Consider the following 22763-nt stretch of genomic DNA (forward strand, 5'->3'; position numbering starts at 1 on the left):
CTTGTGATATTTATTAAAAAACACCTATTAAGTGTCGTTTTGTTGTCAGGCGCTCTAACAGCCTGTTCATCGAACGACCAAGAAGAACAAGACAAGGTGGCAGAGCTTGTTGACATAAACGCGCAATTTACCCCACAAGTGGTTTGGGATAAACGCGTAGGCGATGGCGTTGAGCATTATTTTTCTCGCTTAAGCCCCGCGGTCGCATATGACAAAGTGTTTGTTGCTAGCCGCTTTGGTGAAGCCTACGCACTTGACCAGGCGACAGGAGAAACAATCTGGTCGACCGCTTTGTATAACCTAGATGGCGAATTGGGCTTTTGGGACAACAAACCATCAGCGCGTATCGCCGGTGGCGCGGCCGTAGGCTACGACAAAGTGGTTTGGGGCAGTGAAAATGGCGATGTATTTGCTCTAGATGCGAACTCAGGTGAGTTGGTGTGGCGCACTCAGGTTGCTGGCGAAGTTATTTCAAAGCCACTGTTTAGTGCCAACAAGCTATTTATTAACACCTCATCTGGGGTGTTGGTGGCGCTGGATGCCAACACCGGTGAGCAGCTGTGGCAAGCACAACAACCTGTGCCGCCACTTACCTTACGTGGTGTCAGCGGTTTGTCGGCGAGTTCAGGTGGCATATTTTTGGGCTCGGCATCAGGTGAAGTAGCGGTTTACATAGAAGAGTCGGGACAACAAGGTTGGACAGCTCAAATTGGTGAACCAAGTGGTGCAACTGAGCTACAGCGCATGGTTGATGTTGATGTCACCCCTGTGGTGGTTACCGATAAAATTTACGCGATTTCGAGCAATGGTCATCTTGCCGCTTTAGATATTCGCGGTGGCCGCGAAGTGTGGAAGCGCAGCTATTCATCATATCGAGAGTTGTTAGTCAGTGGTAATCAAATATTTGCCACCGATGTTCAAGGTCATATTTACGCTGTCGATCGCCATTCTGGTATGGAGCAATGGAGCAATTTGAGTTTGACCAATCGCGGTACCACGGGCGCCGTCGATGTTGGTGATTACATTGTAGTAGGCGACGTTGAAGGCTACCTGCATTGGCTAGATAAGGCGGAAGGTCGTGTTGTCGCTCGTCACCGTGTTGATTCGAGCGCCATCTATGTAACGCCAGTGGTTGTTGATCAGCTGCTCTATGTCATGAGCCGCGACGGCGATTTACAAGTTGTTAAAACGCCCGATATCGATAACGCAAATTAAGGCGTTGTGAAACTCGGCAAAATCTTGTCTGAGTTGCTAAAGTTATTAACGGTCCCACTGTGTTTTGGGGCCGTTATTTATTTCATTTTCCTCGTTTTTTAACGATGTTTACTTAGAGGTGGCCATGCTTCCTGTTGTTGCCCTGGTCGGGCGCCCTAATGTGGGTAAATCAACATTATTTAACCGATTAACACGCACCCGAGATGCGCTTGTTGCCGACTTTCCTGGATTAACTCGTGATCGACAATACGGTCAGGCCGAGGTTGATGGCGAGAATTTTATCGTTATTGATACCGGCGGTATCGAGGGCAATGAACAGGGGATTGATGCCAAAATGGCGGAACAATCGCTAATGGCCATCGAAGAAGCTGATGCGGTGTTGTTCTTGGTTGATGCGCGTGCGGGGTTGACGTCTGCCGATGAAGCAATTGCCGCGCATTTGCGCAAGCAAAGTAAAAAGGTATTTTTGGTCGCCAATAAAATTGATGGTATTGATGCTGATTCGGCGATTGGTGAGTTTTACTCGTTAGGCCTTGGCGAAACGGTGCATCAAATTGCCGCCGCACATAACCGTGGCGTGACGCAGTTAATGTATGTGGCACTTGCGCCTCACATTGAAGCATTTGCTCGTAATCAAGACGAGATCGAGGCGGATGACTCGCTGTATGAACACGATGATGACATTGCTGATTTAGCCGAAGGCGAGGAGTTTGACGACTCTGAAGAAATAGCCCAAGACGACAATATCAAGTTAGCTATCATTGGCAAACCCAATGTCGGTAAGTCAACGCTAACTAACCGCATATTGGGTGAAGAACGCGTTGTAGTATACGACATGCCAGGGACAACGCGGGACAGTGTGTATATTCCCATGGAGCGCAATGATCGCAATTACACCCTAATTGACACTGCGGGAATTCGCCGTCGCAAAAATATGCACGAAGCCGTTGAAAAGTTTTCGGTGATCAAGACGTTAAAAGCAATTGAAGATTCGAACGTCGTGTTGCTGGTGATGGACGCCCGCGAGGGAATCACCGATCAGGACTTGAGCTTGCTCGGCTTTGTCTTGAACTCAGGGCGCTCATTGGTATTAGTGGTCAATAAGTGGGATGGCTTAGACAACGAAGTTAAAGAGCGTATTAAATCTGAAATAGATCGCCGCCTCGGTTTTATTGATTTTGCTCGCTTACACTTTATTTCCGCCCTGCACGGAACTGGTGTTGGCCACTTGTTCGAGTCGGTTGACGAAGCCTTTGACTCAGCGACCAAGCGAACATCAACGGCGATGTTAACAAAAATTTTGGATATGGCAGTATTTGATCATCAGCCACCGCTTGTTAACGGTCGACGAATAAAATTGAAGTACGCTCACGCGGGTGGCTACAACCCACCACTTATTGTTATTCACGGCAATCAGGTGAACCAATTACCGGATTCTTATAAGCGTTATTTAATTAACTACTTTAGAAAATCGTTAAAGGTAATGGGGACGCCAATAAAGGTTGAGTTCAGAGGGACGCTAAACCCGTTCGCCAACAAGCGCAAGCTCAGTTATACCGAGCAGAAAAAGCGCGCGCGTGCCACTCAAGGTTGGAATATCAATAAAGATAAATAACATCGCAGCTTGGCTAACAGCGACATTTGCATCGCATTACCGTATTGATGTTTTTAGAAAGAGAAAAGGCGACCAGAGGTCGCCTTTTTGTTACTTTAAGCGGTTAACCACATTAGCCGCCAACGCTGGTTAAGCCTTGGTTAATGGCGATGATGTCGCTTTCAGAGACTGTGCCTGCCGCTTCTTTTAAACGCAGCATATTGACGATGTACGAATATCGCGTGGTTGATAATAAGCGTTTGGCATTGTACAAATTGCGGGTGCTTTGCAATACATCGACAATAGTACGCGTACCAACTTCAAAGCCCGCTTCTGTCGCTTTTAATGCACTTTCAGCCGAAACAACGGACTGTTCGAGTGCTTTGACTCCCGAAATTGTTGCATTAATGGTGTTAAATGCATTGCGCGATTCGCGAATGATCGACCGATAAACCAATTCCATGTCTTGACTTGCGGCAACGTAATTTTGTTGTGCTTCACGTACTTGCGAACTGGTGTTACCACCAGAGTAGATTGGCACATTTAATTGGACACCGATTGATTGACTGTCTTCTTCACGCCCGCTAAAGCCAAGTACATCATCGTCGATATCGGCGGTTGAAAGACTGCCAAATAGGCTCAAGGTCGGTAAGTGCCCAGCTTTGGCAAGATCGATACTTTGCTTAGCGATATCCAATTCGACTTTTTGTCCCAATAATCTAAGGTTTTTCGCTTCGGCGATCTGTTGCCATTCGTTGGCATTGGTCGGCGTTGGCAAGTAAGGGCTAAAGCGCTCGGTATTTAACACACTCAGATCTTGCGGGTAGACACCAGTAATTTCGCGCAACAGTTCCTCTGCGGTGTAGACTTGATTTTCAGCGGCAATTTCATCGGCAACAGCGGTATCGTATTGCGCTTGTGCTTCATGCACATCGGTGATCGCGGTAAGACCGACAGAGAAGCGTTGCTTGGTTTGTTCTAATTGGCGTTCGATAGCTGCTTTTTCCGCTTTGGCAAACTCAAGGCCATCGTACGCGGCTAAGACATTGAAGTAAGCTTCAGTAACGCGAGTGATCAGTTGTTGCTTCACAAACTGATAATTGATATCAAAGCGGTGGGCGTTTTTTTCGGCAATGCCCAAATTGACCCAACTGTTGTGGTGGTATAGTTGCATATTTAGCGCCAGCGCCAGTTCGGTACTTTGCGGCTCGCTAAATGGCTGGCCGTTAATTTCGCGCTCGGAATCAGAGATTGTCGCCGTTCCGTTTAACTGCGGCAACAGCACAGAGCGAGCTTGCTTAATCGATTCTTGTGACGACTTAAATTGGGCTTCAGCACGCAATACGGTTGGATCATTATCTAATGCTAATTGATAAACTTGTTGTAAATCTTGTGCATGGGCAATAGCACTGACACCTGCTAACACCAAACCGGCAACCACAGAGTTTAATTTTTGTATCATAGTTTCGTTTTCCCTAAAAGTATCGATGCTGATATTGTATTAAGTGTATCGATTTTTGTTGCTATGCTGAATAAAATAACTTTATGTTTACTTCGAAAAGTGTAACAAAAGATTTATAACATACTGTATTTATATAAAAAGAACGCCTCATTATGACCGATTTTAAAAAAATTAAACAGTTTGGATTAAATGATTTTAACGTCCACCAACGGCAACTGAAATATCAAGGCTTCTTTCGCATCGAAGAGTACGCGTTTAGCCATCGTTTATTTCGAGGTGGAAACTCCTCTGTGGTCAAGCGCGAGATCTTTGAGCGGGGCGATGCGGTGGCGCTGATGATCGTCGATAAACAACAACAACAGCTATTGATGATCGAACAGTTTCGCGCGGGTGCTTTGCGCAGTAACGAAAATCCGTGGTGTGTTGAGTTTGTCGCAGGCATGTTTGACGACGATGAATCTGCAATAGATGTCGCTGTTCGTGAAGCCAAGGAAGAGGCCAATATAGATATTGAACAGGCTGCTTGTCACCCTGTGTATCAGTTTTTACCAAGCCCAGGAGGCTGTTCCGAAAAGATTCACCTTTACGTGGCCTATGTTGATTTGTCGTCCTATCAGACCGGACAACACGCAGGTTTAGCCACTGAGAATGAAGATATAATGGTACACAAATTGAGTATAGCGGATGCGGTTAGCTTAATGGAGCAAGGAAAAGTAAATAACGCGACAACCATAATTGGGTTACAATGGTTAGCGTTACAGTTTCTTCCCAAACCCTAATCGCGTTGTTGATTGCTAAAATATAGGTTGTTTATGGCTCGCTATCGCCCAAGATTAAAAAATCTACTAAACCTGGCTGAAAGCAGCTATATGATGCTGACGCGGTTGTTAGCTGGGGTGGATCAAGCAAACAACAAACTTGAGTTTCACATTAGTGACCGCTTGTCGTATCGACTCAGTATTTTGGAGCAAACCGCCTACACCCAATTGGTGAAATTTGAACAATTGGTTAATGAACAAGAGTCACTGGCGAGCAAGGTCTACGTTCACAAACCATCGATGGTGATTCGGCTTTACGATGATGCTCGCATTGTCGAAGTGATTGAAAGCCAGTATATACGTCAAATAAAGCCGCGTTACGACTACCCAAATCAGCAAATGCACTTGCCTGATGAAAAACGTCAAACCCTGACGTTTTTAGCCGAATGGCTACAATTGTGTTTGCGACAAGGGCGTGCCAACGCCTACATAACTACCAACAATTAACAAATCAAATTGTATTGGATACCTCAATGAGCCTGCTAAATATTGTCCAATTCTCTGATTGTCATTTATACGCCGATCAACAAGCGCAACACTTTGGCGCCAACGTATACCGCAATTTAGAGCGCATCTTGCAACGCATTCGCCAGCTGGGTGACTTAGATGCGGTTATTTTTACTGGCGATCTCAGTCAAGATCACAGTGCGTTGTCTTATCAGCTGTTTGATCAATTGGTTGGTGAGGCTGCGCTACCTTGTCCCGTCTACGTCGTTGCTGGCAACCACGATGATCCAAGGTTACTCAAGCAGATGTTGAGCAGTGAAAGCATCAATCACGACAAGGTGATTAACTTGAACTCCTGGCAAATTCGCTTAATCGACAGCAAAAGTGAAACCCCCAGCGGATTGGTAAGTGAGCGCGGTTTAACAGCCATTGCCAGTCGTCCGGATAAGGGCAGTCACAGCTTGTTATTTATGCATCATCATCCACTTGATGTGGGCTATTTTATCGATCGCCACGGCCTTATTAACAAGCACGCTTTTTGGTCAGCAGTGCAACAGAATAGCAGCATCAGAGGCATCGCATGTGGCCATGTTCATCGCGGACAGACCTATTACTCAGCCGCGGGGCTTCCGATATTTGCCTGCCCAGCGACATCGATTCAATTTGACCCTCACTTTGACGGTGTTAAAGCGCTTAATATCGGTCCCGGGTTTCGTCAGTTCTATCTACACCCAACAGGTAAAATAGATAGCCAGTTATATTACTTAAGGCAATAGAAAGGCTTGCGAATAATGATCAACGTATTAATCATTCACGGCTTTAATAGCTCGCCAAAATCGTTGAAGGCACAGTTAACTAAGCGTTATATCGAGCAAAACTTTTGCGATATTCGAGTGTACGCCCCGCAGCTTGCCAACGAACCAGAGCAAGCAATACAACAGTTACGCGAGATCATCGACAGCGAGCCAAAGGCAACGTGGTGGGTTACGGGCTCATCCTTGGGTGGCTATTTCGCTACCTATTTGAGTGAAACCTACGATTTACCCGCAGTACTGATAAACCCCGCAGTGCGTCCTTTTGAGTTGTTAGAGCAAGTCATCGGCCGACAAACCAATCCATATACTGGGCAAAGCTATCAGGTGACCAAGGAACATATGCAACAACTCGCCGCCTTGTACCAGCCACTGGTTCGCCCGGAAAATTACTTAGTGTTAGTGCAAACCGGTGATGAAGTATTGGACTATCGTCAAGCAGTTGAGAAGTACCAAAACTGTCAAATGATTGTACAGCAAGGGGGAGATCACAGTTTTATCGATTTTGAAAAAATGTTACCTGATGTTGTCAAATTCTTTCAATTAGCGAATAATGAAGCTAATTCGAGTGTGTAGCAAACGCTTGTTACAGGAAACGGTAATTGGCCGTTGTCGAGCAATAACAATAATAATTTAACTTCGTTAACCAAAAGACGTTTATGACTGATCAATATAATTCTGAAGCCATTGAAGTATTAAGTGGTCTCGATCCCGTTCGCCGCAGACCGGGCATGTACACTGACACCAACCGCCCTAACCACTTGGGACAAGAGGTTATTGATAACTCGGTTGATGAAGCGCTTGCGGGGTTTGCAAGCAATATCCAGGTAATCTTACACGAAGATCAGTCCTTAGAAGTTATCGACGATGGTCGTGGCATGCCAACCGACGTCCACCCTGAAGAAGGAGTACCTGGTGTTGAACTGATCTTTTGTCGTTTGCACGCCGGTGGTAAGTTCTCAAATAAGAACTATCAATTCTCTGGTGGTCTACACGGGGTTGGTATTTCGGTGGTTAATGCCTTATCAAGCCGAGTCGAAGTTACCGTGCGCCGCAATCAACAAGTCTTTGAAATGGCGTTCGAACACGGCGAAAAAGTATCGGATTTAACGGTGACCGGAACCGTAGGTAAGCGCAACACGGGCTCTCGTGTGCGTTTTTGGCCTGATGCAAGTTACTTCGACTCTGCCAAGTTTTCCGTATCAAAGCTCGTTCATATTTTAAAAGCCAAAGCGGTCTTGTGTCCCGGTCTATCGATTAAGTTTAACAATAAGGTCGCCGGCGAAAAGCACCATTGGTGTTATGAAAATGGCTTACAAGATTATCTAAAAGAAGCAGTAAACAAGTGGCCGAATCTTCCCGAAGAGCCATTTGTCGGCAGCTTCTCTTCACAACACGAAGCGGTTGATTGGGCCCTAACCTGGTTACCTGAAGGCGGTGATAGCATCGGTGAAAGTTACGTTAACTTGATTCCCACCATTCAAGGGGGAACGCACGTTAACGGCCTGCGCCAAGGGTTACTTGATTCGATGCGCGAATTTTGCGAGTTTCGCAACCTTATTCCACGCGGTTTAAAGCTAACACCGGACGACGTGTGGGATAAATGTTCATTTATTTTATCCGTTAAAATTCAAGACCCGCAATTTGCAGGGCAAACCAAAGAGCGCTTATCATCGCGCCAATGTTCAGCATTTGTCTCCGGAGTGGTCAAGGATGCGTTTAGCTTGTGGCTAAATGAGCACACTGAAATAGCAGAAGCGCTGGCTGAATTTTGCATTTCTAATGCGCAACGTCGCTTGCGAGCCAGCAAAAAAGTTGTGCGCAAGAAAGTGACTCAAGGGCCAGCGTTACCGGGAAAACTAACCGATTGCGGCTCGCAAGAGCCAGAGCGAACCGAATTGTTTTTGGTGGAAGGGGACTCAGCTGGTGGCAGTGCCAAACAAGCTCGTGATAGAGATTTTCAGGCGATTATGCCCTTGCGCGGTAAGATTCTTAATTCTTGGGAAGTTGATTCTGGTCAGATTCTCGCATCACAAGAAATACACGATATATCTGTTGCGCTCGGCATTGACCCTGACTCGGAAGATCTGTCGGGATTGCGCTATGGCAAAATTTGTATCCTCGCCGATGCCGACTCTGATGGATTACATATAGCTACCTTATTGTGTGCGCTGTTTACTCAACACTTTCTCGCTCTGGTACAAGCGGGGCACGTCTATGTCGCCATGCCACCGTTATACCGAATTGATGTCGGTAAGGAAGTCTTTTACGCACTTGATGAGCAGGAAAAAGAGGGCATTTTAGATCGTATTGAAGCCGAGAAAATGCGTGGTAAAGTCAATGTTCAGCGCTTTAAAGGGCTGGGGGAAATGAATCCATTGCAGTTGCGCGAAACAACCATGGACCCCAATACGCGTCGTTTGGTTCAACTCACTGTCGATGAATACGACACCACCATGGAGTTGATGGACATGTTGTTGTCGAAAAAACGCGCGGGAGATCGCAAAGATTGGTTGCAGAAAAAAGGTAACTTGGTTACCTTAAACTAATATCCTCAAACGGTCTATTTTATCTAAGCACGCATTTAGCGTGCTTTTTTATTTTCAAAAAGATCAATGTGTTAAGGTTTTTAGCAAATATTTTCTAATAATCTATAATTGAGAGGAGTTTGTTATTAACACAGAGAAGAAATGTCCTATGAAAAAATTACTGTTTACCCTGTTTGCAATAACATTAGCGGCGTGTTCTGCCCAAGGCGATACGCCAGCTGATCAACGTGCGGCTATTGATAAAATGAATAATGAGATCTTAGCCAAAATCGACAAAGAAAGCCCAGGTGCACGAGCTATGGCATTGGGCGCAAATGGCGGCTATGCCACATTTACCAATGGTCAAGTCAATATCATCTTTGTGGCTGCCGGCAATGGCTACGGTGTGGCGACCAGTAAATCAGGCAGAAAAACATACATGGATATGTATGAAGCCGGTGTCGGTTTAGGTATGGGCGCAAAAGACTACGATGTGTTATTTGTCTTCCACACCGCAGAAGCGTTTAATGACTTTGTCAACAAAGGTTGGGTATTTGGCGCTGAGGCAGATGCTGCGGCGAAAACCGGCGATAAGGGCCTTGGTGTGAGCGGCGGCATGACCATTGGTGATATTACCGTATTCCAGCTAACCGAATCAGGTTTAGCTCTGCAAGCGACCTTGAAAGGCACTAAGTACGTCAAAAACGACCGCTTGAACTAATTAATTGAATCGCTTAATCACAACTTATTCGTAGAGCAAATACCAAAAGCGCCTTTGTTAATAACAAAGGCGTTTATTTTTTTGGGAACGTTGCTACCGAGGTGATCGATAGTTATGCTTTGTACAACGCATCCTCGTCGCCATAACCATACTAATTTGATGGTCATGGCCATCCACATTGTTTTGTTGAGGGCAATGTGTCGACAGGCGTTTGACTAGCTCACTTTGTATTATTTATAGATTATCTTTGTTATGAACATCAGTGAACAACAACAAAAAGCAAAAACTCTATGTCACATCTCGCTCGGTACGAACCAACTTCAGCGTGCCAGTAAGTTTTATGATGTGGTATTGGCTACCCTAGATATTTACCGCGTTACTGAGCATGAGCAGTCGGTGGCGTACGGCAAAGGCTACCCGACATTCTGGTTACAAATTCCCTATGATCAAGGGCCTGCAACGGTCGGCAATGGCTCTCATATTGGCTTTATGGCAACCAGTAAAGAACAAGTCAATGAGTTTTATCGCGTAGCGATTGACGCTGGGGCTCAGTGCAATGGCCGGCCAGGCCCGCGCCCCGAGTATGGCGACGCGTATTACGGCTGTTTTGTCATCGACTTAGACGGTCATCGCATAGAAGCCAGCTTTTGGGACGTCAACTATTCCAAATAATAACTAATATACTGTAAATTGGGAAAAAACAGTTTTTTACTGAACTGTTTTTCGCTATTCTAAACAACATAATAATAATGATATTTTTACAGATTATTTGACCTTTCAACGTCAAAATTTGGGACCCCGTTTATTATGTCTGATGCAATTGAAATGAGCTTAGATGGTGTTGAACAGTTACCTCTAAGGCGTTTTACCGAAGATGCTTACCTAAATTACTCGATGTACGTGATCATGGATCGCGCACTGCCTCACATTGGCGATGGCTTAAAGCCGGTGCAAAGACGCATCGTCTATGCGATGAGCGAGTTGGGCTTAAATGCCGCTGCCAAATATAAAAAATCCGCACGTACGGTCGGTGATGTATTGGGTAAGTTCCACCCGCATGGCGATTCGGCGTGTTACGAAGCGATGGTGTTGATGGCACAACCGTTCTCCTATCGTTATCCACTGGTCGACGGGCAGGGTAACTGGGGTGCCCCTGACGATCCCAAATCTTTTGCGGCGATGCGTTATACCGAAGCAAAATTATCAAAATTTGCTGAAGTTCTGCTGTCAGAGCTAGGCCAAGGAACCGTTGATTGGTTACCCAACTTTGACGGCACGATGAAAGAGCCGAAAACCTTACCGGCTAGGTTGCCACATATTCTGTTAAATGGCATCACCGGTATTGCGGTTGGTATGGCAACTGATATTCCTCCGCATAACGTGCGTGAGTTGGCAAACGCTTGCGTTCATTTAATAGAACAGCCCAAAGCTGACGTTGATGACCTGCTCGAGCATGTGCAAGCCCCAGACTACCCCACCGATGCTGAGATTATTACCCCGCGTGAAGATATCGCCAAAATTTATCGCACCGGACGCGGCAGCATTAAAATGCGTGCAGTGTATGATATGGAGCAAGGTGACATCGTTATCACTGCGTTACCACATCAAGCGTCTGGCGCAAAAATTTTAGAGCAAATAGCACAGCAGATGCAGGCTAAAAAGCTGCCTATGGTGGTTGATTTACGCGATGAGTCAGATCACGAAAATCCAACTCGCTTAGTGGTGGTGCCGCGTTCTAATCGCGTTGATGTAGAACAATTGATGCAGCATTTGTTTGCTACGACGGACCTTGAGAAAAACTATCGCGTTAACTTAAACATGCTTGGTTTAGACAACCGTCCGGCGGTTAAGAACCTGCAACAAATTCTAACCGAATGGCTTGAGTTTAGACGTGAGACAATCCGTCGTCGCTTGCAATATCGCTTAGACAAAGTGTTAGCGCGATTACACATCCTTGAAGGCTTATTAATCGCCTATCTCAATATTGATGAAGTGATTGCCATTATTCGAGAATACGATGATGCCAAAGGCGAGTTAATGAGTCGTTTTGGTTTGAGTAAAACTCAAGCTGAAGCGATTCTAGAAATTAAACTACGTCAACTAGCCAAACTCGAAGAAATTAAAATTCGCGCAGAGCAAGATGAGTTATCAAAAGAACGCGATCACATTGAGAAGATCCTAGGTTCGAAAGCGCGCCTTAATACGCTGATGAAAAAAGAGATTTTAAAGGCAGCTGAAGATTATGGTGATGATCGTCGCTGTCAGCTTGTCGAGCGTCACGAAGCTAAAGCACTCGATGAAAAAGACTTGATGCCGTCTGAACCGGTTACTGTTGTCGTGTCGGAAAAAGGCTGGGCTAGAGCGGCGAAAGGCCATGATATCGATGCGTCCGGCTTGAGCTACAAGGCCGGTGATAGCTATTTGTGTAGTGCCAAGGGACGAAGTAATAACCCAGCCGTGTTTATCGACTCATCGGGGCGCGCTTTCGCGACGGATGCGCACTCGTTGCCGTCAGCTCGCTCGCAAGGTGAGCCATTAACAGGGCGTTTCAACTTGGCATCTGGTGCCAATTTCTGTCAGGTTGTTATGGGTAACGAAGGTCAAAAGTACTTACTTGCCTCAGATAGCGGTTATGGCTTTATCGGTACGTTTGACGATATGGTGTCACGCAATAAAAACGGTAAAGCGTTATTGACGGTTCCCCAAGGGGCACAGGTACTCAGCCCAGTTGAAATCGACTCAGTTGAACAACAATTGTGTTTATCGATTAGCACCGAAGGGCGGATGCTTTTATTTCCATTGAAAGATTTACCGCAATTGAGTAAAGGTAAAGGTAATAAAATTATCAACATCCCGTCAGCGAGAGCGAAAGCAAGAGAAGAGTTTGTTACTGTATTAACTGTCGTTGGTACTGAGCAACCGGTTACCCTTTATGCGGGTAAACGCAAGCTGACTTTGAAGCCGAGCGATTTAGAACACTATCGCGGCGAGCGCGGCCGACGAGGTAACAAATTGCCACGAGGTTTACAGCGAGTTGACCGCATCGAAGTGGGTGAATAATACTCAGATCACAGGCCGTCAGTGACTTGTTAACACCGGGCAGCAAAGCTGCCCTTTTTTTTTGCTTATTTTACCCTCTGTAAACATAGCATTTCGCAACGTGGATTATTTATGTGTATAATTCGCGTCCTAAAATTGAGTTTTTGAGGTTTATTTTGTGCTAGCAGTACTGCGCGTTTTATTAATATGTATCGCCTTAGTGGTAATTTTCACCTTTTCTATGCTGTTGTGTATCGTCAGGCCGTTTCACCGAAATAACGTTCGCGATACCGCATCGCTGGTGGGCAAGATGGCGTTTATTCTCGGCGTTAAGGTAGAAATACGTGGGCCTAAGCACGATCCCAGCATTGGTCCCGTTGTCTATGTGGCGAATCACCAAAACTCATATGATATCTTTACCGTGAGTGCATCACTGCCCCAAGAAACGGTTAGTGTTGGCAAAAAAAGCTTAAAGTGGATCCCGTTGTTTGGCCAGATGTACTGGTTTACTGGAAACATATTAATTGATCGCGCCAATCGCGCTAAAGCACATGGCACCATTGCCTCTGCAGCTGAAAAAATTAAGCAGCGCAATATATCGGTGTGGTTGTTTCCAGAAGGTACTCGCAGTTACGGCCGAGGTTTACTACCCTTTAAGACAGGTGCCTTTCATACTGCGGCAATGGCTGGTGTACCGATTGTCCCTGTGTGCGTGAGCAACTCCCATAACTTGGTGAACTTAAATCGTTGGAATAACGGAAAAATGATCATTGAGTTTTTAGAACCTATTGCGGTTGAAAACAGCCAGCGCGATTACATTCGCCATTTTGCCAACGATACTCATGCGCTGATGTTGGAAAAAATTATCGAACTGAGTGAAGAAGTAAACAATCCCTTTGAAACAATCCATACTAGCGAGCAAAAAGCAGGATAAGTTAATGAGTACAAAAACGATTGAGTTGAGCGCCGATCAGCAAGCCGAATTACAAGAGTGGTTTGCTCATACAGATGCGCTTGTCAATGAGTTATTAGAAGATGGCTCAAACGATGAAGCGCTACACACCATTGAGCATCACTTTTCATGCAGTAACTTTGAGGTACTAGAAGCCGCCGCTATTGCCGCATTTAAGCAAGGTCTAGAGGTTGAAGAGCCTGAAGAAGCAGAGTTGGAAAACGGTGCCCGCGTATTTGCTTTTGATATTGTCACTGAGCAATACCTTGAGGAAGATGTGATTAAGCAAGAAGCACAGCAAATGTTTGAATTCGCCCTTGCTAATAATATTGACTATGACGGTTGGGGCACTTACTTCGAAGAGTGATCGGGTAATAGCTAAAAATCATATTAAAAACGGCTGTCTAAATGATGGCCTTTTTTATATCTGCTCTTCGTCTGTTTTTGTACAGGCAATGCTCACTCGTGCTAGATGAGCCTCTTTGGCACGATATACATAACCAACCGCTGGCTTGTGCGAGGCCGTCTATAGCGGTTAAAAATCGTAGCTCAAAGCGACGATAAATAACATGTCAGTGCGTTCAGGTGTTATACCTTGTTCGTTATCAATTGGCTCTGCAACGTGATCGACAATCGCTTTCAGGTCTATATCAAGATCACTGATTAAGTCGATTGCTAGCCCAGTTTCTAAGTGATGTATGGTTTTTCCTGATGATGACGAGACCAATTTAACGTCATAAGTTAAATGAAATTCAATATCATCACTCAGATCACGCTCGTAAATGGTACCCAGTAATAAGGCTGGAGAAGTGTTACTTTGCTGATTAGATGAGTCCACTCGCTCAAACTTGGTATATTGCAAACTGGGGCCGACATAAACGTCCCACCTAAAGTCTGGCTGGTCAAACACCGTGTAACCGGCGGCAACACCGCCAGTTACACGCATGGCGATATTTTTAAACTTATCGGTATAGTATTCAAATGATGGAAGGCGAAAAAACAGTTGGCGTGAATAGTACCAATCATATGAGCCATTAAAGCGGTGGTTTTCTTCCGTTTTTACTGATTGCAAGGTGTTGGGATCTTGTACTTGTGAAAATAATCCGGTGTAGCTGAGTAGTGTCCTCGTTTCTGAGGTCAACCGCCTCGCATTGAATTGGGCAGTATAGTCAAATCGCTCTGAATTACCTTTGCGAAAATTTAAACCGATACCTAAATGGCCGTCCCATAAACTGTCTCCGCTATTTTCTGAAGGCGCAATAGAGAGTAAGCTAGAGCGTTCAACACAAAACTCGGATTGCTCACGCAACAGTAATCTGTGTCTACTGACAAATAGTTGACCGTGATATATTTGCCCATTATCAAGGCGAAAACTCATGACGCTATTGGTTTGTAGTTTGGCAATGTTTTTCATTTTGATGGTAAATGTGCCCACCTCATCACTGTTAAAATCGACTTTGTCGTGATACATGGAAATCAATTCACCAGCAAAAAGTTCGCCTTCTTTGGTGAGCAACCAATCTTTACTTGTGTCGTTGTTAATTAATTCGAGGGAGCAGGAATTGACTTCGTCAACAGGCTGAGTATGCAGTTGCGCACTACGGCTAACGGGTGTGTCGTGCGAGCTCGGTACCGTTTGCCCACTTTGGGCAGCAAACGACATTAGCCAATACAGAAAACTTGCCATGAGACATTGAAGTATGAAGTGCATAAATTATTCGCGAGTTATTAATTGTTATTACTTCTTTTACTGTAGCAATGATTGGCCTAAAAAAAAGCCAGTAACAAAGTTACTGGCTTTTTTTTATTTTATTACAATGTGTATTACATTGCGGCAATAGCCTGTTTTTGCTCTTCAAGTTTTGCTAACGTCGCTTCGGCATCGGCCAGTTTGCTGCGCTCTTTATCAATAACGGCAGCAGGTGCTTTGCTGACAAAGTTATCGTTGCTCAACTTGCCTCGAGTGCGCTGTACGTCTTTCTCAATTTTTTCAATCGCTTTATTAAGGCGAGCGAGTTCCGCTTCGACATCAATCAGACCGGCCATAGGGATCAGTAAGCTCATGTCGCCAATAACCGCAGTTGCTGATGCTGGACCTTGTTCTGAGTCAGCGAGAACATCAATACTCTCTAACTTGGCTAAGGCGCTTAAAAATTGACTGTTTTGATCAATGCGACGCTGATTTTCAGCATTCACATTTTTCAACAGTACCGGCAACGGCTTACTTGGCGGAATATCCATTTCACCGCGGATGTTACGGATACCAATGATCACTTGTTTCAACCATTCAACATCACTGATCGCCTGCTCGTCGACGCGCTCTGGGTGATATTGTGGATACGACTGAACCATAATACTACCTTCCTTAAAGTCAGGCTGGGTAAGAGGCACAACGCGCTGCCAGATGGTTTCAGTGATGTACGGCATAATCGGGTGCATCAAACGCAACAAAGCTTCAAGCACATTAATCATGGTATGACGGGTACCGCGTTGCTGAGCTTCGCTGCCTTTAAAGATCACCGGTTTGGTTAACTCCAAGTACCAGTCACAGAATTGGTTCCATGTAAATTCATAGAGTGCCTGCGCTGCAAGGTCAAAGCGGAACGTATCAAATGCTTGATGAACCGTCTGCACCGTTTTTTCAAATTGACCAATAATCCAACGATCAGCAAGTGACAACTCGATATCACCGTTACCAATACCACAATCGTGCTCTTCAGTATTCATCAGCACATAGCGGCTGGCATTCCACAACTTGTTAGTAAAGTTGCGATAGCCTTCCAAGCGCTTCATATCCCAGTTGATATCACGACCCGTAGACGCAACGGCGGCAAGGGTAAAGCGCAGCGCATCGGTACCGTGCGCTTCAATACCATCGGGGAATTCCTTCTTGGTCAGCTTAGTAATTTTCTCTTTAAGCTGAGGTTGCATCATATTGCCAGTGCGCTTTTCCAGTAGATCGTCAAGGCTGATCCCGTCGATCATATCGAGTGGGTCGATAACATTACCTTTTGATTTACTCATTTTGTCGCCGTTCTCGTCGCGTATAAGACCGGTAACATAAACCTTTTTAAATGGCACTTGCGGTTTGCCATCTTCGTCTTTTACGAAGTGCATGGTCATCATGATCATGCGCGCAACCCAGAAGAAGATAATATCAAAACCGGTAACGAGGACATCGGTCGAGTGGAATTGCTTCAATGCATCCGTATTATCTGGCCAACCTAAGGTAGAGAAGGTCCAAAGTGCTGATGAGAACCAAGTATCCAATACGTCATCGTCTTGGCTTAGGGTAACGTCATCGGCTAAGTTATATTGGCTGCGAACGTCTTCTTCGCTGCGGCCGACGTAGACTTTACCTTGCGCGTCATACCACGCAGGGATGCGGTGACCCCACCAAAGCTGGCGTGAAATACACCAATCTTGAATGTCGCGCATCCAAGCAAAGTACATATTTTCATATTGCTTAGGTACAAATTCAATGTCGCCGTTTTCAACCGCTTCAATAGCTGGTTTGGCTAAAACGTCTGTGCGCACGTACCACTGATCAGTTAAGAATGGCTCGATAACGACACCACTTCGATCGCCGTAAGGCACAGTCAAGTCATGGTCTTTTACTGCATCGAGTAAACCGAGGTTGTCAAAGTCGGCAACAATTTGCTTTCTCGCGGCAAAGCGCTCTAAACCAGCGTATTGTTCAGGTAGGGCGCAATCGTAAACATCCGACTCTTCGCCATTGACATCAAATACTTCGGCTACTGCTAGAATATTGGCATCGACATCAAAAATATTGATCATCGGTAAGTTGTGACGCTTACCAACTTCGTTATCGTTAAAGTCGTGTGCCGGCGTGATTTTGACACAGCCGGTACCCTTTTCCATATCGGCGTGTTCATCGCCAACAATTGGAATAAGACGATTAACTATAGGCAATAAGATGTGCTTACCGATAAGATCTTTATAGCGCTCATCTTCTGGGTTTACTGCCACACCAGTATCACCGAGCATGGTTTCAGGACGTGTCGTTGCTACCACAATGTAGTCTTTACCATCGGCTGTTTTCACGCCATCGGCAAGTGGGTAGCGGAAGTGCCACATGTGGCCTTTTTTGTCTTTATTCTCAACTTCTAGATCGGAAATTGCCGTGTGCAATTTCGGATCCCAGTTAACCAAGCGCTTACCACGATAGATCAAATCTTCTTGATATAGACGAACAAATACTTCTTGTACCGCATTGCTCATCCCCTCATCCATGGTGAAGCGTTCACGCGACCAGTCAATCGAGTTGCCCAGACGGCGCATTTGTTGGCCAATGGTACCACCTGAATGTGCTTTCCAGTCCCAAATCTTTTCAATGAATGCGTCTCGACCGTAATCGTGACGAGTTTTGTTTTCTTCGCCAGCAATCTTACGCTCTACAACCATTTGCGTGGCAATACCCGCGTGATCGGTACCTGATTGCCATAAGGTGTTTTTACCTTGCATGCGCTGATAACGGATCAAGCTATCCATGATCGTTTGTTGAAAGGCGTGACCCATGTGTAGGCTACCGGTGACGTTGGGGGGCGGAATGGCTATGCAGTAGCCGTCGCCTTTACCTGATGGTGCGAAATAACCTTTCTCTTCCCAAGCGTTGTATAGCGCCTGTTCTATAGCCGATGGATTAAATGTTTTTTCCATGATTTTCTACAATGATTTATTTGTTACGCTGACTCGGTTACTAATTGGCAACCGCCGTGTTGATAACTGCGATAGCGCAGGCGAGCTTGCTGCTTCAATTCTTCGTCAGCAGGGACAAAGTCTAAAATATGAGTGAACTGGGCCGCAAAAGCCGGAACTTCTTTGGCTAAGTTCACCAGTACGTGTCTTTGATTTGTTGGCGCTTGCCAGCTGATTTCAACTGGCGAACCCGTCTCATAACCCTCGCCGAGGAGGTTGTGAGGGATAAAACTTTCGCTATCAAAAGACCATAACAGCTCGTCAATTTTGTGTGCATCACTCTGCGAATCGCAAAATACGAATACTCGTTTGTTTTGTCGATACAGGTTGGCGACCTTGTCGCACGCAAGGCGCAGGTGATCTTGGGCGCCGTCTTTGATTACGCTAAAGATTACCTGGGTGCTCATATTATTCGCCTTGCTCTTGTCCGCTGCGGTTTAATAAAAACTGAGTTAACATGCTAACCGGTCGACCAGTTGAACCTTTTTTCGGGCCACTGCGCCACGCTGTACCTGCAATATCAAGGTGCGCCCAGTGATATTTTTTGGTAAATCTCGCGAGGAAACAAGCCGCTGTAATGGTACCTGCCGCTCGACCACCTAAGTTGGTGAAATCGGCAAATGGGCTGTCGAGCTGGTCCTGATACTCATCCCACAATGGTAAACGCCATGCGCGATCACCACTTTGGTCCGACGCATTGAGCAACTCGTGCGCCAGTGGGTTATGCGAGCTCAATAAACCGGTAGCGTGTGCGCCTAAGGCAATAACACAAGCACCAGTTAAGGTAGCAACATCAATAACCGTTTCAGGTTCGAAGCGCTCAACGTAAGTTAAGGCGTCACACAACACCAAGCGACCTTCAGCATCGGTATTTAACACTTCTACGGTTTGCCCTGACATCGTAGTCAAGATATCCCCTGGACGGTACGCATTGCTGCTTGGCATATTTTCACAACCAGCCAACACACCGATGACATTTAGAGGTAAGTTAAGTTCAGCAAGCGCGTGCATGGTGCCTAACACACCAGCGGCGCCACCCATATCGTATTTCATTTCATCCATTGCTTCGCCTGGCTTGATTGAAATACCACCTGAGTCAAAGGTTAACCCCTTGCCTACCAGTACAATTGGTTTACTGTCGTCACCGGCACCGCGATAGTGAATAAGCGTCATTAAGGATTCGTTGGCGCTACCGCGTCCTACTGCTAAGTAAGAGCCCATACCTAGTTCTTCCATTTGCTTTTCATCAACCACGTCAATACTGATATTGTCGTTATTGGTAGCCAATTGCTTGGCTTGCTCGGCTAGATAGGCTGGATTACAGATATTTGGTGTCATATTAGCGACGTCTTTACAGGCTTTCATACCTGAAGCGATTGCTAGACCATGCGCAACTGCACGCTCGCCAATCGGCAGTTCACGACGCGTTGGTACATTAAAGACGATTTTGCGCAATGGGCGACGAGCTTCTTCCTTTCGCGTTTTTAATTGATTGAAGCTGTAAAGACAATCTTGAGTTGCTTCTACCGCCTGGCGCACTTTCCAATAGGTATCGCGTCCCTTTACGTGTAGCTCAGATAAGAAACACACCGCTTCCATCGACCCTGTTTCGTTAAGGGTATTGATGGTTTTACTGATAATTTGACGGTACTGGCGTTCATCGAGTTCGCGCTCTTTGCCACAACCGACTAGCAATACGCGTTCAGACAGAACGTTGGGAACTTGGTGTAATAACAGCATTTGCCCTGGCTTGCCTTCGAGGTCGCCTCGGCGTAATAAGTTAGAAATATAGCCACCGCTGATTTCATCTAGCTGTTCGGCGACAGCGCTAAGGCGGCGTGGTTCGTATACGCCAACGACAATACAAGCACTGCGTTGCTTTTCTGGGCTGCCACTTTTGACACTGAACTCCATGAACACTCCTATTTTCTACGAAATTTGTTAACTTTTGAGCTGTTTTTTATTTATCAACTTGCTAAAAACAGTGCGATAACGATAGACTAATTAGCATCGTACCGCATATTTAAAGCTATCCTTTAGCTAAGTAATTATAGCTAGCTATTTCGCTATTTTACGAATTTTAGATAACAGCCAAAAGTAAATGATTTATGAAAATACGTAGTTTACTTAAAAATTGTGTGGTTGTCAGAAAAAAACAAAGTTTTTTAGGTTAATTTTGTGATTATTTTTCGCTATTTATTAAATGAAGTTGGTCGCACTCAGTTAGGGGTGTTTTTCGTCTTGATGACCATATTTATCAGTCAAAAATTTGTGCGGATATTAGGCGATGCGTCTGACGGTGATTTCCCAGCCCAAATGGTTATCACGTTTATGGGATTAACGATTCCACACTTGATGGGTGTCATGTTGCCACTGAGCTTATTCTTAGCCATTTTAATTGCTTACGGACGTATCTATGCTGAAAATGAAATGACAGTATTGCACGCGTGTGGGGTGAGTGAGTGGTACGTGGTTCGGGTTACCTTGTTACTCGCTATTGTGGTCAGTTTGATTACCGGCTTGTTTACTCTTTATTTATCACCGCTGGCGCAAGAAAAAGAATATCAAGTCAAAGAACAGCTGGCAAAGGACATTGGTTTGACCGCACTTGTTGCTGGGCGATTTCAAAAAACCAGTAATGAGGAAGCGGTGGTGTTTATTCAAAATATCGGCGACAACAAAGAGTTACAGGATATCTTTGTCGCTCAACTACCGAAAGATGAGACGGGTAAACAAGACATCGTCAACGTAATTTACGCTAAAAGCGGCAAGGTTATCGAAGCAGAAAGTGGCGAGCAAACGCTGATCATGAACGATGGGAACCGTTACCAAAAAAACAATGTAACCACCGAATTTGAAACCATGGAATTCGCAGGTTATCAAATGAAAATACAAGATAAAAAAGTTGAAGAGCGGTTGCGAAAACTAAGTGCAATACCGACCAAAGATTTACTTACCCGCAATGACAGCTCTGCTCGCACTGAACTTCAATGGCGGTTGTCATTTCCCATTAGCGTGTTAATTTTGACCTTAATTGCGGTACCGTTAAGCGTGGTCAATCCGCGCCAAGGTAAGTTTGCAAAAATGTTTCCAGCGTTGTTATTGTTCCTGGTTTACTATCTGTTGCTGACCAGTGCTCGTTCGGCCATGGATGACGGTGTTATCGCTCCTTCGGTTGGCCTGTGGCCTATTCACATTACTGCATTATTCGTTGGCTGGATGCTGTTATTGCGCAGTAGAAGCAGTGGCAAAAAATTAAAAGCGCGCTTGAAAAGAGGAAATAGCTAATGCGTATTCTCGACTTGTATATCGGTCGTGTTATCGCCATGACTACGTTTTTGACGCTGTCGGTGCTGGTGAGCATTAGTGGTATTATTAAATTTGTTGAACAAATGAGAGCCGTTGGGCGTGGTAACTATGACCTGCTGGACGCTGCTCTCTTTGCGTTTTATTCGATTCCTCGAGATATCGAAATATTTTTTCCAATGGCTGCCTTAGTTGGCGGACTTATCGGTCTTGGTATGATGGCCAGTAACTCTGAATTGGTCGTTATGCAGGCTGCGGGGTTGTCTAAGTTAGATATCATAAAATCAGTAATGAAAACCGCTGTTGTTCTTATTCTACTCAGTATGGCAATAGGTGAGTTTTTAGCCCCCAAAGGCGAAGCAACAGCGCGAGAGCTTCGCGCTCAAGAAATATCTGAAGGCAGTCTGATATCGGCTAAAAATGGCGTTTGGGCAAAAGACAGTGAGCTGATAGTGCACATCAGCGAAGTGGCGGATGTTAGCACGCTAAAGGGTATTAGCTTATATACATTTGGCGATGACCACAAAATGCAACGTTGGTTAAGCGCCGAGTCTGCGACCTGGCAAGGTGACAACTGGTTGCTGCTCGATGTTGAAATATCACAGTTATCTGAACAAGCTATTAGCACCAATCGCATTGACTCCTACGCGTGGCAGTCGAGTTTAACGCCAGATAAACTTGGCGTGGTAACCGTTAAGCCTGAAGCATTATCTCTGCAAGGGTTACTCAGTTATCTCGATTACTTAGAAGAAAACAAGCAAGACACTAGTCGCTATATGTTGGCGTTTTGGCGAAAACTGATGCAACCCTTTACCGTCGCCGTTATGCTACTGGTCGCCTTGTCATACATATTTGGTCCATTGCGTAGTGTATCCATGGGGGCTCGGATCATGATGGGCATCGGTACCGGGATTGCCTATGATTTTATTAATCGTATGTTTGGTTCAATCAGTCAAACTTTTCAGATGCCGCCATTACTTGGCGCGGTGTTGCCGAGCCTTTTATTTGTCATCATTGCCGTGTATTTCTTAAGACGTAAGGTGTAGGGGCAAAGTTTAAGGTCTAATCGTTGTTTGCTGCGATAGCTGCAAAGCTATCGCTTGTAACTAAGGGCCTTGCTTTGTAAGAGGGGGACTCTTGTCGTAAAAGC

19 protein-coding genes are annotated in these 22763 nt (G+C 45.4%); 14 read left to right on the plus strand and 5 right to left on the minus strand.

Annotated elements, in window-relative coordinates; translation table 11 throughout:
- Positions 1 to 3 precede the first annotated feature (3 nt).
- Together bamB and der are read left to right on the plus strand one after the other, a co-directional pair.
- Positions 4 to 1215: an outer membrane protein assembly factor BamB gene (bamB, locus tag ACAY30_RS02960; protein WP_290252239.1), complete on the plus strand. Its 1212-nt coding sequence runs from the start codon at positions 4 to 6 to the stop codon at positions 1213 to 1215.
- Between the two features lie 124 nt (positions 1216 to 1339).
- Positions 1340 to 2830 carry a ribosome biogenesis GTPase Der gene (gene der / locus ACAY30_RS02965; protein ID WP_290252240.1) on the plus strand — a complete coding sequence of 497 codons (1491 nt, stop codon included), beginning with the start codon at positions 1340 to 1342 and terminating at the stop codon, positions 2828 to 2830.
- A gap of 112 nt (positions 2831 to 2942) precedes the next feature.
- Here the strand turns inward: der and tolC are convergent, their stop codons facing one another.
- Positions 2943 to 4271, minus strand: coding sequence for an outer membrane channel protein TolC (tolC, locus tag ACAY30_RS02970; RefSeq protein ID WP_290252241.1), 1329 nt, complete (start codon positions 4269 to 4271; stop codon positions 2943 to 2945).
- Positions 4272 to 4423: 152 nt separating this feature from the next.
- On the opposite strand from tolC, the gene ACAY30_RS02975 reads away from it, so the two are divergent.
- The 10 genes from ACAY30_RS02975 to rraB all read left to right on the plus strand — a co-directional run bounded on the left by ACAY30_RS02975 (position 4424) and on the right by rraB (position 13955).
- A complete protein-coding gene (locus tag ACAY30_RS02975) occupies positions 4424 to 5050 on the plus strand; it encodes an NUDIX domain-containing protein (protein ID WP_290252242.1) in 627 nt (208 codons plus the stop codon).
- Between the two features lie 33 nt (positions 5051 to 5083).
- Positions 5084 to 5536, plus strand: coding sequence for a DUF1249 domain-containing protein (locus ACAY30_RS02980; RefSeq protein ID WP_290252243.1), 453 nt, complete (start codon positions 5084 to 5086; stop codon positions 5534 to 5536).
- Between the two features lie 26 nt (positions 5537 to 5562).
- Positions 5563 to 6312 (plus strand): metallophosphoesterase, encoded by a 750-nt coding sequence (locus ACAY30_RS02985; protein WP_290252244.1) that lies wholly within the window; start codon positions 5563 to 5565, stop codon positions 6310 to 6312.
- 15 nt (positions 6313 to 6327) lie between these two features.
- Positions 6328 to 6924, plus strand: coding sequence for a YqiA/YcfP family alpha/beta fold hydrolase (locus tag ACAY30_RS02990; RefSeq protein WP_290252245.1), 597 nt, complete (start codon positions 6328 to 6330; stop codon positions 6922 to 6924).
- A gap of 83 nt (positions 6925 to 7007) precedes the next feature.
- Positions 7008 to 8897, plus strand: coding sequence for a DNA topoisomerase IV subunit B (gene parE, locus ACAY30_RS02995; RefSeq protein WP_290252246.1), 1890 nt, complete (start codon positions 7008 to 7010; stop codon positions 8895 to 8897).
- Between the two features lie 148 nt (positions 8898 to 9045).
- Positions 9046 to 9597: a YSC84-related protein gene (locus ACAY30_RS03000; RefSeq protein WP_290252247.1), complete on the plus strand. Its 552-nt coding sequence runs from the start codon at positions 9046 to 9048 to the stop codon at positions 9595 to 9597.
- A gap of 252 nt (positions 9598 to 9849) precedes the next feature.
- Positions 9850 to 10269, plus strand: coding sequence for a VOC family protein (locus ACAY30_RS03005; protein ID WP_290252248.1), 420 nt, complete (start codon positions 9850 to 9852; stop codon positions 10267 to 10269).
- Positions 10270 to 10404: 135 nt separating this feature from the next.
- Positions 10405 to 12657 (plus strand): DNA topoisomerase IV subunit A, encoded by a 2253-nt coding sequence (gene parC / locus ACAY30_RS03010; protein ID WP_290252249.1) that lies wholly within the window; start codon positions 10405 to 10407, stop codon positions 12655 to 12657.
- 157 nt (positions 12658 to 12814) lie between these two features.
- Positions 12815 to 13570 carry a 1-acylglycerol-3-phosphate O-acyltransferase gene (locus ACAY30_RS03015; protein ID WP_290252250.1) on the plus strand — a complete coding sequence of 252 codons (756 nt, stop codon included), beginning with the start codon at positions 12815 to 12817 and terminating at the stop codon, positions 13568 to 13570.
- 4 nt (positions 13571 to 13574) lie between these two features.
- A complete protein-coding gene (rraB, locus tag ACAY30_RS03020) occupies positions 13575 to 13955 on the plus strand; it encodes a ribonuclease E inhibitor RraB (protein WP_290252251.1) in 381 nt (126 codons plus the stop codon).
- 168 nt (positions 13956 to 14123) lie between these two features.
- Here rraB and ACAY30_RS03025 read toward each other — a convergent pair whose 3' ends face one another.
- The 4 genes from ACAY30_RS03025 to pepA form a co-directional block, all read right to left on the minus strand.
- Positions 14124 to 15299: a YdiY family protein gene (locus tag ACAY30_RS03025; RefSeq protein ID WP_290252252.1), complete on the minus strand. Its 1176-nt coding sequence runs from the start codon at positions 15297 to 15299 to the stop codon at positions 14124 to 14126.
- 113 nt (positions 15300 to 15412) lie between these two features.
- A complete protein-coding gene (locus ACAY30_RS03030; RefSeq protein ID WP_290252253.1) occupies positions 15413 to 18268 on the minus strand; it encodes a valine--tRNA ligase in 2856 nt (951 codons plus the stop codon).
- Positions 18269 to 18291: 23 nt separating this feature from the next.
- The gene (locus ACAY30_RS03035) at positions 18292 to 18714 is read right to left on the minus strand and encodes a DNA polymerase III subunit chi (protein WP_290252254.1); all 423 of its coding nucleotides are present in this window, start codon (positions 18712 to 18714) and stop codon (positions 18292 to 18294) included.
- Position 18715: 1 nt separating this feature from the next.
- On the minus strand, positions 18716 to 20221 hold the full coding sequence (gene pepA, locus ACAY30_RS03040) for a leucyl aminopeptidase (RefSeq protein ID WP_290252255.1): 1506 nt from the start codon (positions 20219 to 20221) through the stop codon (positions 18716 to 18718).
- Positions 20222 to 20485: 264 nt separating this feature from the next.
- Between pepA and lptF the strand changes: the two genes are divergently transcribed.
- Positions 20486 to 21595: an LPS export ABC transporter permease LptF gene (gene lptF, locus ACAY30_RS03045; RefSeq protein WP_290252256.1), complete on the plus strand. Its 1110-nt coding sequence runs from the start codon at positions 20486 to 20488 to the stop codon at positions 21593 to 21595.
- A complete protein-coding gene (gene lptG / locus ACAY30_RS03050) occupies positions 21595 to 22659 on the plus strand; it encodes an LPS export ABC transporter permease LptG (RefSeq protein WP_290252257.1) in 1065 nt (354 codons plus the stop codon). Before lptF ends, lptG begins: the two co-directional genes overlap by 1 nt.
- The last annotated feature ends 104 nt before the right edge of the window (positions 22660 to 22763 follow it).

Source organism: Thalassotalea ponticola, assembly GCF_041379045.1.
Classification (GTDB): Bacteria; Pseudomonadota; Gammaproteobacteria; order Enterobacterales; family Alteromonadaceae; genus Thalassotalea_A; species Thalassotalea_A ponticola.

Coding starts and splice junctions, on each gene's coding strand:
- der (WP_290252240.1), top strand. CDS start 1,340: ATGCTTCCTGTTGTTGCCCTGGTCGGGCGCCCTAATGTGGGTAAATCA.
- tolC (WP_290252241.1), bottom strand. CDS start 4,271: ATGATACAAAAATTAAACTCTGTGGTTGCCGGTTTGGTGTTAGCAGGT.
- ACAY30_RS02975 (WP_290252242.1), top strand. CDS start 4,424: ATGACCGATTTTAAAAAAATTAAACAGTTTGGATTAAATGATTTTAAC.
- ACAY30_RS02980 (WP_290252243.1), top strand. CDS start 5,084: ATGGCTCGCTATCGCCCAAGATTAAAAAATCTACTAAACCTGGCTGAA.
- ACAY30_RS02985 (WP_290252244.1), top strand. CDS start 5,563: ATGAGCCTGCTAAATATTGTCCAATTCTCTGATTGTCATTTATACGCC.
- ACAY30_RS02990 (WP_290252245.1), top strand. CDS start 6,328: ATGATCAACGTATTAATCATTCACGGCTTTAATAGCTCGCCAAAATCG.
- parE (WP_290252246.1), top strand. CDS start 7,008: ATGACTGATCAATATAATTCTGAAGCCATTGAAGTATTAAGTGGTCTC.
- ACAY30_RS03000 (WP_290252247.1), top strand. CDS start 9,046: ATGAAAAAATTACTGTTTACCCTGTTTGCAATAACATTAGCGGCGTGT.
- ACAY30_RS03005 (WP_290252248.1), top strand. CDS start 9,850: ATGAACATCAGTGAACAACAACAAAAAGCAAAAACTCTATGTCACATC.
- parC (WP_290252249.1), top strand. CDS start 10,405: ATGTCTGATGCAATTGAAATGAGCTTAGATGGTGTTGAACAGTTACCT.
- rraB (WP_290252251.1), top strand. CDS start 13,575: ATGAGTACAAAAACGATTGAGTTGAGCGCCGATCAGCAAGCCGAATTA.
- ACAY30_RS03025 (WP_290252252.1), bottom strand. CDS start 15,299: ATGCACTTCATACTTCAATGTCTCATGGCAAGTTTTCTGTATTGGCTA.
- ACAY30_RS03030 (WP_290252253.1), bottom strand. CDS start 18,268: ATGGAAAAAACATTTAATCCATCGGCTATAGAACAGGCGCTATACAAC.
- ACAY30_RS03035 (WP_290252254.1), bottom strand. CDS start 18,714: ATGAGCACCCAGGTAATCTTTAGCGTAATCAAAGACGGCGCCCAAGAT.
- pepA (WP_290252255.1), bottom strand. CDS start 20,221: ATGGAGTTCAGTGTCAAAAGTGGCAGCCCAGAAAAGCAACGCAGTGCT.
- lptG (WP_290252257.1), top strand. CDS start 21,595: ATGCGTATTCTCGACTTGTATATCGGTCGTGTTATCGCCATGACTACG.